This window comes from Pseudomonas violetae (assembly GCF_023072615.1).
GTDB classification, from domain to species: domain Bacteria; phylum Pseudomonadota; class Gammaproteobacteria; order Pseudomonadales; family Pseudomonadaceae; genus Aquipseudomonas; species Aquipseudomonas violetae.
This window is the reverse complement of record NZ_JAKNRW010000008.1, coordinates 187,054-196,796: the sequence shown is the minus strand read 5'-3', so window position 1 is coordinate 196,796 and position 9,743 is coordinate 187,054. Positions and strand designations below refer to the sequence as shown.

Annotated in this window: 9 protein-coding genes; 7 read left to right on the top strand and 2 right to left on the bottom strand. The window is 60.5% G+C overall.

What is annotated here, in order from left to right; translation table 11 throughout:
* On the top strand, window positions 1-694 hold a 694-nt coding region (locus L9059_RS13335; RefSeq protein ID WP_247291484.1), incomplete at its 5' end, for a thioredoxin family protein.
* A gap of 55 nt (window positions 695-749) precedes the next feature.
* Here the strand turns inward: L9059_RS13335 and L9059_RS13330 are convergent.
* Window positions 750-1,211, bottom strand: coding sequence for a GNAT family N-acetyltransferase (locus L9059_RS13330; protein WP_247291483.1), 462 nt, complete (start codon window positions 1,209-1,211; stop codon window positions 750-752).
* 216 nt (window positions 1,212-1,427) lie between these two features.
* Here L9059_RS13330 and L9059_RS13325 point away from each other — a divergent pair, with 216 nt between their 5' ends.
* Window positions 1,428-1,697, top strand: a complete 270-nt coding sequence (locus tag L9059_RS13325; RefSeq protein WP_247291482.1) for a DUF4242 domain-containing protein — start codon at window positions 1,428-1,430, stop codon at window positions 1,695-1,697.
* Between the two features lie 36 nt (window positions 1,698-1,733).
* Complete coding sequence (locus L9059_RS13320; RefSeq protein ID WP_247291481.1) at window positions 1,734-2,546, top strand: class I SAM-dependent methyltransferase; 813 nt, start codon at window positions 1,734-1,736, stop codon at window positions 2,544-2,546.
* 148 nt (window positions 2,547-2,694) lie between these two features.
* Here the strand turns inward: L9059_RS13320 and pcsA are convergent, their stop codons facing one another.
* Window positions 2,695-3,417: a phosphatidylcholine synthase gene (pcsA, locus tag L9059_RS13315; protein WP_247291480.1), complete on the bottom strand. Its 723-nt coding sequence runs from the start codon at window positions 3,415-3,417 to the stop codon at window positions 2,695-2,697.
* A 264-nt stretch (window positions 3,418-3,681) separates the two neighbouring features.
* Between pcsA and L9059_RS13310 the strand changes: the two genes are divergently transcribed.
* From L9059_RS13310 to ligD, 4 genes are all read left to right on the top strand, one after another.
* Window positions 3,682-4,413, top strand: a complete 732-nt coding sequence (locus L9059_RS13310) for a tellurite resistance TerB family protein (RefSeq protein WP_247291479.1) — start codon at window positions 3,682-3,684, stop codon at window positions 4,411-4,413.
* Window positions 4,414-4,629: 216 nt separating this feature from the next.
* Window positions 4,630-6,015 carry an iron-containing redox enzyme family protein gene (locus L9059_RS13305; protein WP_247291478.1) on the top strand — a complete coding sequence of 462 codons (1,386 nt, stop codon included), beginning with the start codon at window positions 4,630-4,632 and terminating at the stop codon, window positions 6,013-6,015.
* A gap of 10 nt (window positions 6,016-6,025) precedes the next feature.
* Window positions 6,026-7,018 (top strand): methyltransferase, encoded by a 993-nt coding sequence (locus L9059_RS13300; RefSeq protein ID WP_247291477.1) that lies wholly within the window; start codon window positions 6,026-6,028, stop codon window positions 7,016-7,018.
* A gap of 3 nt (window positions 7,019-7,021) precedes the next feature.
* Window positions 7,022-9,604: a DNA ligase D gene (gene ligD / locus L9059_RS13295; protein WP_247291476.1), complete on the top strand. Its 2,583-nt coding sequence runs from the start codon at window positions 7,022-7,024 to the stop codon at window positions 9,602-9,604.
* Window positions 9,605-9,743 lie beyond the last annotated feature (139 nt).

The window sequence follows — 9,743 nt, the reverse complement described above, 5'->3', positions numbered from 1 at the left end:
GGGGCGCGGCCTGGTCAATCGCCTGAAAGCCTCGATCCCGGTAACCGGCTGGCTGCGCCGTGGTGCCGGCGTGGCCGTGCTGGCTGCCGCAGCGGTGATCTCCACCGGTGCCGACAAGACCCTGCTGGGCGGCACTTCGTCCGAAGGCATCAGCAGCGTCGAGAAGGGGGTGCTGGAAACCGTGCCGAAAGTGCTCGATTACCTCGTCAGCAAGGTCAAGGCCGATTCCATGGGTAACGCCCAGGGCGCCATGCCCTCGCTGGCCGGCGCGGTCGCATGGCTCAACTCACCGGCTCTCAGCGGCGAATCCCTGAAAGGCAAAGTGGTGCTGGTGGATTTTTGGACCTATGACTGCATCAACTGCCAGCGCACCTTGCCGTACGTGAAGGACTGGGCAAAGAAGTACGAGAAGGATGGCCTGGTGGTGATTGGCGTGCATACACCGGAATATGGCTTTGAACGCATCATCGACAACGTGAAGGATCAGGTGAAGAAACTCGGCATCACTTACCCGGTGGCCATCGACAACAACTACGTGATCTGGCGCAACTTCGATAACCAGTACTGGCCAGCGCATTACTTTATCGATGCCAAGGGCCAGGTGCGCTATACCCATTTTGGCGAAGGTGCCTACGACGCGCAGGAGCAGATGATTCAGCAGTTGCTGCAGGAGGCCAAAGCGTCCGGGGCATAGAGGATTAATAAGGGAGGAGTTGTGGGAGCAAGCTTGCTCCCACAGGGGTGTGGATTCACAGGTTTTTTGCCATAAGCCATTGCTCTTTACCCCATCCCTGAAAGCGCTCCTGCACCGCCCACCCGCGCTTGGCGTAGTAATCACGCTTGTCCTGGGTATGCAGATATATCCTCGCCACTCCATTCTCCCTGGCTCGCGCACAAATCCCCTCGATCAATCGCTCCGCCAGGCCCTGGCCGCGGGCGTGTGGCGTAACAAAGACGCAGGCCAACCAGGGCCCGAGGTCCGGTCGCTGGGCCAGGTCCGCCTTGGCCAGCGCTGCACCGCCGAGCAACCGGTCTTGATCCAGAGCAATCAGGCACTGCCAGTTGCCATTAGCCTGGCCTTCGGCAAATTCACACTGCCATTCGGCCAGGGGCTGCCCGACATATTCGTAGGCGAATTGTCGATGGATCCATTCAGCGAACATGCTGCTGTGTTGAGGGTGGTTCGTCAGCCAGTCGAGGCGCTGATGCATGGGCGTGAGTCCGTTCATGAGTCGTAATGGCCCATGAAAGCGGATTCCAGGCATTCCGGCAATCCCAGGTTCGTTATACCCGGCGCGCAATGGGAAATCTCCGGACGATCGGACAGGTTTGGCCGACGATCGGGCAGGACGTCGCCCTGCGGCGGCGCGATAGTTGGCCTACAGGGCGCATCGCCCTGTCACCCATTACAAAAATGAGAGGTTGTCATGCCTAAATTCGTCATTGAACGGGAGATAGCAGGTGCAGGAGCACTGTCGGAGCGAGATCTGAAAGCAGCGGCACAAAAGTCCTGCAGGATCTTGCGTGATTTGCCGCAGGTGCAGTGGCAGCAGAGCTACGTCACCGGTGACAAACTCTATTGCGTGTATATCGCACCCGATGAACAGCAGATCCAGGAACACGCCAGGCTGAGCGGTTTTCCGGCCAACCGGATTTCCCAGGTGATGCACGTTATCGACCCCACCACGGCTGAATAAGCCGGCTGCGTTCCTACCCGCAATGGAGCGGTATCCATGAGTACACCCATTGATCTCAATGCCTTGAAAAACCGTCAGATGGTCGCCTGGGCCAGTGGCGACTACGCCGTGATTGGCACCACCTTGCAGATCGTTGGCGAGCAGTTGGCCGAAGCCTGCGACCTGCTGTGCGATGAGCGGGTGCTGGACGTCGCCGCCGGTAACGGCAACGCGACGCTCGCGGCCGCACGGCGTGGCTGCATCGTCACTTCCACTGACTATGTGGCCGCATTGCTGGAGCGTGGCGAAGACCGCTCGCGGGCAGAGCGCCTGCAAGTGACCTTCCAGGTCGCCGATGCCGAAGCACTGCCTTTTGCCGATGCGAGTTTTGATGCGGTGCTGTCGACCTTCGGCGTGATGTTCACCCCCGACCAGTCCAAAGCAGCGGCAGAATTGGCCCGCGTGTGTCGCCCTGGTGGCCGCATCGGCCTGGCCAACTGGACGCCCGAAGGCTTTGTTGGCCAGATGTTCAAGGCGCTGGGCAAGCACATGCCACCAGCACCGGGGGCGCAACCGCCTTCACAGTGGGGCTCCGAAGCCTGGCTGCATACCCACTTCGACGAGCGAAAATTCCTGGTCCAGGTCACCCCCCGGACGTTCAATTTCCGCTATCGCTCAGCCGCCCATTTCATCGACACGTTCCGCAGCTGGTACGGCCCGCTCCACAAGGCGTTCGCCGCGCTGCCGCCTGATGGCGCCAAGGCGCTGGAAGCGGACCTGACCGAGTTGCTGGAGCGGATGAACAGAGCGGGAGAGCAGTCACTGGTGGTGCCGAGTGAGTATCTGGAGGTAGTCATCACCCGACGTTAAAACCAAACCCCACCATTCCCTGCAGGAGCGAGCTTGCTGGCGAAAAACGTCAGGACAACGCGGGCATTCAGGCTCCACCGCGTCATCGCTGACCACCATCGCGAGCAAGCTCGCTCCTAAAAGGGCACCGCGTTTATCCAACAACGGGTTATTTGTGCCGCGCCCCATCAAACCACTCCAGCGCCGTGCGCCAGATGCAGATGCCCAGGAAGTAAGCCGACATCAGCAACCACAGCCCCATCACCAGTGGGTTGATCACCGGATGGTTGACCACCAGCGACAAACTGCATAATAACCAGATGGCAGTCACTGCAATATTTATCGGCATGAACTTGCGCACGCGGAACGGGTGCAGGAACTTCATTCGGGTCACGGTCAGCAGTGCCAGGCCGATCACCGTGAGGAACGTGATCCACGGCGAAGGTGCAATGATGTAAAGGCATAGCGCGACCACGTTCCACGCGGCGGGGAAGCCCTGGAAGTAGTTGTCCTTGCTCTTCATGTTGACGTTGCAGAAGCAAAACAGCGAGGACACCAGGATCAGCGATACCGTCAGCAGTAGCGTGTAGTCCGGCAGCGGAATGTAGCGATAGATGAACAGAGCGGGGATGAACACGTAGGTCAGGTAGTCGATGACCAGGTCGAGGATCGAACCGTCAAAGCTTGGCAGCACCGACTGCACATTCACCTTGCGCGCTAGAGCGCCATCCAGACCATCGACGATTAGCGCGACGCCAAGCCACAGCAGGCAATTGATCGGCTGGTTCTCCAGCAGGGCAAGGGTCGCGAGGAAGGCGGTGACCACGCCAGTGGCCGTAAAACCATGGGCGCCCCATGCTTTGAGCCTGGCGATGTGTAGGGTCGATATCACGGGGGCGTTCTCCAAAAAGTGAAGCAAGCCAGTCATCACCCTCGAGAGCGAGGGTGGCGGCAAACCGGTTCGGGTTGCAGGTATCGACCGAAAATCCGCGAATAAGGTTCACCGTCAGTAAATCTTAGCTGCGCCGCGGGAAAATACTTCGGCTAAATCCACGCTGCTGTCGCCCTAATGTTGGCAGCCGGACGGTGGTGGCAGATTGGCCTGCAAGTACTATTGTTTCCTGACCGAAATGCTTTCATTAATAAGGACGACGTCATGAACACCAGCGATCTGCTCGAACAACTGCTCAGGGGCCAAACCTCACAGCAACCGGGTGCTGCTTCCTCACAGGGAGGCATCGGCGGTGATCTTGGTGGGTTGCTTGGCGGCCTGTTGGGGGGCGGTCGCGCCAGTTCCAGCACGGGCGGTGATGGCTTGGGCGGCCTGGGCGGCCTACTCGGTGGCCTGCTCGGTGGCGGTTCGGTCTTGGGGGGCGCGAACCAGAACCGAACCGGGCGTAGTGGCGGCATGAATTATGCGGCCTTGGCCTCGCTGGGGATGATGGCATTCCAGGCCTATCAGGCGTGGCAGCGTAATCAGGCATCTGCCCCCCAACAAGCGCCACAGACCGTGAACCTGTTGGCCGGGCCGCAAGTCGAGGAACACAGCCACGCCATCCTGCGCGCGCTGATCGCGGCGGCCAAGGCCGACGGTCGGATTGACGTTGCCGAGAAACAGTTGATAAGTGCTGAAATTGCCCGCCACACCGATGACCCGCAACTGCAGCAATGGCTGGAAGAGGAGGTAGCTCGGCCTTTGGATGCCGCCGACGTGGCACAGTCGGCCACTGATCCTGCCATGGCTGCGGAAATGTACCTGGCGAGCGTGATCCTGGTAGACGACCAGCAGGATGCCGAGCGCAGTTACCTGGATGAACTGGCGGCTGCACTGAATATAGACCCAGAGCTTCAAGTGCATCTGGAGGAACAGGCCAAAGGCACCGCCTGAACCATTAGACCGACCCTCGTCGGAGGCGGCTTGCTGGTGCTCAAGACGCTGCTTTGACTCAGACCAGACGCCAGCGCGAGCACACCGCTCCTGCAGGCCCGTCTGTCCGGGCTTTTTCAACCCAGATTGAATTTTCTCCCAGGCTTATCGCTCTGCTGAAGTAGAGACGTGTTGATTCAGCGTCCTGCCACTGGCCATAGACCGAGAGATGCACCCATGACTGCCCTGACAAGACTTGAATCCCGGCCCGCCCGCGTAGAGCCGATTCCGACCGCCGGGAGCCTGAAGAGTACCTATGCACAGTTGCTGCTCAACGTTGATGACGAGGAGCGCAAATCCCTCGCCCGGACCTTCCTGGCCGAGCAACTCGAACAGGCCCAAGACATGCCTGAGGAGATGCCCCGGGACCTGTCTGCCTTGCAAAGTTTCGTCGAACAGCACTGCTCGCAAGTGGCGCGCCAGTACTCGGACTATCTGCAGCAACGCAGGGACGGCGGCGCCCGGCAGTTTTTCAGCAACAAGGCCCACGCGCTGTTTTTCCTGCAAGCCGTCGGGCCAACCAAACGGGTGGACGGCGCCTGGCTGTATGGCCTGCTGCGCCACTGGCGCGACCCGCGTTTTGACGGGCTGATCTGCACCTACCTCGAAGAATTGGGCGACGGCAATCCGGCGCAAAATCACGTAGTGATCTATCGCAAGCTGCTGGCCGAACATGGCCTGGATGACACCAGTGCGCTACCCGATGAACGCTACCTGCAAGGTGCGATACAACTGGCGTTAGGTGAATGCAGCGATGACTTCATGCCGGAGGTGATCGGCTACAACCTGGGCTATGAACAACTGCCCCTGCACCTGCTGATCAGTGCCTACGAGCTGAGTGAACTGGGCATCGACCCTTACTATTTCACGCTGCACGTCACCATTGACAATGCCAGCACCGGGCATGCGCAAAAAGCCGTGCAGTCGGTGCTGCAGTTGGTGCCGCTGGAAGGCGATCGCGAGGAATTCCTGCACCGGGTGGCAGCCGGATACCGACTCAACGATCTGGGCCAGGGCAGTCGCGCCATTATCGAGTCGTTCGACCTTGAGGAAGAACTGCTGGGCATGCTCCAACGCAAGCGTCCGTTCGGTCAGCACATGCATTCGGACTATTGCCGCTTTGAAGGCAAGACCGTTAATCAATGGTTGTCTTCACCCGAGCAACTGCCCGGTTTTCTCAGCGCCATGGAAAACAAGGGCTGGATCAAGCGTCACCAGGACCCCCAGGCCAGCCGCTTCTGGCAGATGATTGTGGGCGATGGGGCGGCTATGTTCGGCGTGTTCAGTCCTTATGAAAAACAATTGCTGCATGACTGGATTGCCGGGGACTGGACGCCCGAGCGCGCCAAACCTGCGCATCGACGTGTGGTCAGCGCCGCCACGGTTCCCGAGTTGCCCGCCAGTGACCCTGACGTGCAGACGCTGCAGTCGTCGCTCGTCGGGCTGGATTCCCATGCGCAGATGTCGGTGTTGATTGCGTGGCTGTCACCCCATCGTCATTCACACCCCGCGGGACTGCTGGCCACGCGGCGTTACATCGAACTCAGATCCAGCCTGCGTTAGGGAGCGGCACATGAATCAGGAAGAACGACTGGACGCCGACGAGCTGGCACTGCTGCAGTTGGGACGACGCCTGCAGGCGGACGGCTATCGGTTTATCACGCCTACACCGCTGACTCACGAGCGGGTGCTCGGTCGCAACGCGGCAAGCACCGCGAAAAACCTGCGGGATGTTTACGGCTGGTCGCGGACCTTTGAGCCCGGCCTGCTGCCTGTGGACGAACAGCGCCAGCTGCAACAGGCCGGAGTGTTGGTCGCCAGCGATGGCCGGCTGAAAAGCCGAGTGCGCTGGTCGAGTCTCGACGACCTGCTGTTCGTTCATTCGGGCTTTCCCACCGAAGCGGCAGACTCAGTGTTTTTTGGCCCCGACAGCTACCGCTTCGCGCAATTGATCCATAGCCATTTGCAGCAGTGTTTTGCGCCAATCCGCCGTGCGGTGGATATCGGTTGCGGTGCCGGCGTCGGTGCCATCGTGATTGCCCGGGCGCGTCGCGAGTCCGAGGTGCTGGCGGTGGATATCAACCCTGTCGCGCTGCGCCTGACCACTGTCAATGCCGCCTTGGCCGAAGTGGCCAATGTCACAGTGCAGACCAGTGACGTGCTGCAGGACGTCGACGGCCAGTTTGACCTCATCGTTGCCAACCCGCCGTACATGGCCGACCCCACCGAACGCGCGTACCGCCATGGCGGTGGCGAGCTCGGCGAGCAATTGTCGGTGCGCATCGTCGAGCAGGCTCTCAATCGCCTGGCACTGGGTGGCTCGCTGGTGCTCTACACCGGGGTGGCCATGGTCGAAGGCCGGGACCCGTTCCTGGAAGCGCTGACGCCGCGCCTGGCCTCGCCACTGTTTGCCTGGACGTATCGCGAGATCGATCCCGATGTGTTTGGCGAGGAACTCCTGACGCAAGGTTATCAGCGAGTCGAGCGGATCGCGGTGGTGGCGCTGATCGTAACGCGCACCGGTGCCGGCATTGGGGGCAGCGTTGCAACGACAATAGGGGGGTGAGCCATGGGCAAGAATCTGGACGATTACAACCGCATGCGCGATTTTTCCGCGACCTCCGAGCCAGCAGCGAAGCGTTCGAGCAAAAAAACCGCGAAAGACCATGCGTTGCAGTTCTGCATCCAGAAGCATGACGCCTCACGCCTGCACTACGATTTTCGCCTGGAGCTCGATGGTGCGCTGAAGAGCTGGGCGGTGCCCAAGGGGCCGTCCCTGGATCCCAAGGTCAAGCGCCTGGCCGTGCACGTCGAGGATCACCCGATGGATTACGCGACGTTCGAGGGCCGCATTCCCGAAGGGCACTACGGGGCCGGAGATGTCATCGTCTGGGATCGCGGAGTGTGGATTCCCCAGGAGGACCCGACCACAGCCTACGCCAAGGGCAAGCTCAAGTTCGAACTGCAGGGTGAGAAGCTCGGCGGCTTGTGGAACCTGGTGCGCACGCACATGCCGGGCAAGCAGGAACAATGGTTCCTGATCAAGCATCAGGACAGCGCGGCCAAGCCCGAGAGCGATTACGACGTAGTGGTCGCAGAACCCGACAGCGTGCTCAGCGACCGCACCCTCCTGCCGAAAAAAGCCAAGGCTGCTGCCAAGCCCAAGCCCGTCAGGAAGCCCGCACCCAAGGTCGCGCCGGGAAGTCGTTCGGCCAAGTTGACGGGCGCCCACAAGGCCAAATTGCCAGAGCGGATCAAGCCGGAGCTAGCGACTCTGGTGGAAAAAGCCCCGGACGGTGAATGGAGCTATGAGATCAAGTTCGACGGCTACCGGATCATGGCGCGTATCGACCGTGGCGAGGTCAAACTCTTTACTCGTAACGGGCACGACTGGACGCACAAACTGCCGGCGCAAGCCAGGGCGCTGGCCGCCCTGGAACTCGAATCTGCCTGGCTCGACGGCGAGATGGTGGTGGCCAACGAGCAAGGAGTCCCGGATTTCCAGGCCCTGCAAAATGCCTTTGAAGAGGGGAGCAGTAGCAATATCCTTTATTACCTGTTCGACATGCCGTACCTCAATGGTGTCGACCTGCGTGAAGTACCGGTGGAAGAACGCCGGCTGGCCTTGGCTACGGTCCTCAGAACTCACGAAGATCCCTTGCTGCGGTTCTCCGACTCATTTGGTGAAGCACCGGATGCCTTGCTCACCAGCGCCTGCCAGATGCAAATGGAAGGTTTGATCGGCAAGCGCCTGGGCTCGCCTTATGTGTCGCGGCGCAGTGGCGACTGGATCAAGCTTAAATGCAAACATCGGCAGGAATTCGTGGTGGTGGGTTACACCGACCCAAAGGGTTCGCGCAGCGCGGTTGGTGCGTTGTTGCTGGGGCTGCATGATCGCGATAGCGGCCAATTGCGCTATGCCGGCAAGGTGGGCACCGGGTTCAACGAAACCACATTAAAAACCATCTACGAGCAATTGCTGCCGTTGAAGGCGAAAAAAGCCTCGGTGGCCAACCCGCCCACGGGCTTCGACGCCAAGGGCGTGCACTGGCTAAAACCGGTGTTGCTGGCGGAAATCGCCTTTGCTGAAATGACCAAAGACGGCTCTGTGCGCCATGCGGTGTTCCATGGTTTGCGTGACGACAAGCCGGCCAAAGGCATCACTGAGGAGCGTGCTGCCGTGGTGAAAAAAAGCGCTGCATCGGCATCTGTCACCGAGAAGCCTGTCGGCAAGAAAGCCTCCCCGGCGCCATCCCAGGCGGGACTCGCTGCAGGCAAGGTGCGTATCACTCACCCGGACCGGGTCATCGATGCCAGCAGCGGCACGACCAAGATGCAACTGGCGGAGTATTACGCCCAGGTCGCCGAATTTATCCTGCCCGAGCTCAAGGATCGCCCGGTCGCCCTGGTGCGCGCTCCGGACGGCATCGCCGGCGAGCTGTTTTTCCAGAAAAACGCCGAACGCCTGGCCATCCCGGGCATTACTATCCTGGACAAGGACATCACCGGGCAGCCGGTGATGATCATCAACAACGCCGAGGCGCTGATCGGTGCGGTGCAGATGAGTACCGTGGAACTGCACACCTGGAATGCAACGGCGGACAAACTGGACAAGCCCGACCGCTTCGTCCTGGATCTCGACCCAGACCCGGCGCTGCCGTGGAAAAGCATGGTCGAGGCCACTCACCTGACGTTGTCAGTGCTGGATGAGCTGGGGCTCAAGGCGTTTCTCAAGACCAGTGGCGGTAAAGGCATTCACGTGGTGGTGCCGCTGACCCGCAAGCTTGGCTGGGATGAGGTGAAAGATTTCAGTCACGCGATTGTCAGCCACATGGCGAATCTGCTGCCCGAACGCTTTTCGGCGGTATCCGGACCGAAAAACCGCGTTGGGCGGATATTCATCGACTACCTGCGCAACGGCCTCGGTGCCACGACCATTTGTGCGTACGCTGTGCGTACTCGGGAAGGGCTGCCGGTGTCGGTGCCGATTTTCAGGGAAGAAGTAGGGGACCTGAAGGGCGGTAATCAATGGAACGTGAACAATGTGCACGAGCGCCTGGGCGAGGTCGGCCATGAGCCTTGGGCAAACTTGAAGAAAGCCCGCCAGACCATCACCGCCGACATGCGCCGTCGTGTTGGCATGAAAAAGTAGGCGAAGGGCCAATACCCGTGGCGAGGGAGCTTGCTCCCGCTGGGCAGCGAAGCGGCCCCCTACATTATCCCAGGCACACAGCGGTCGATGTTTTTACGACTGCTGCGCAGCCGAGCGGGAGCAAGCTCCCTCGCCACGG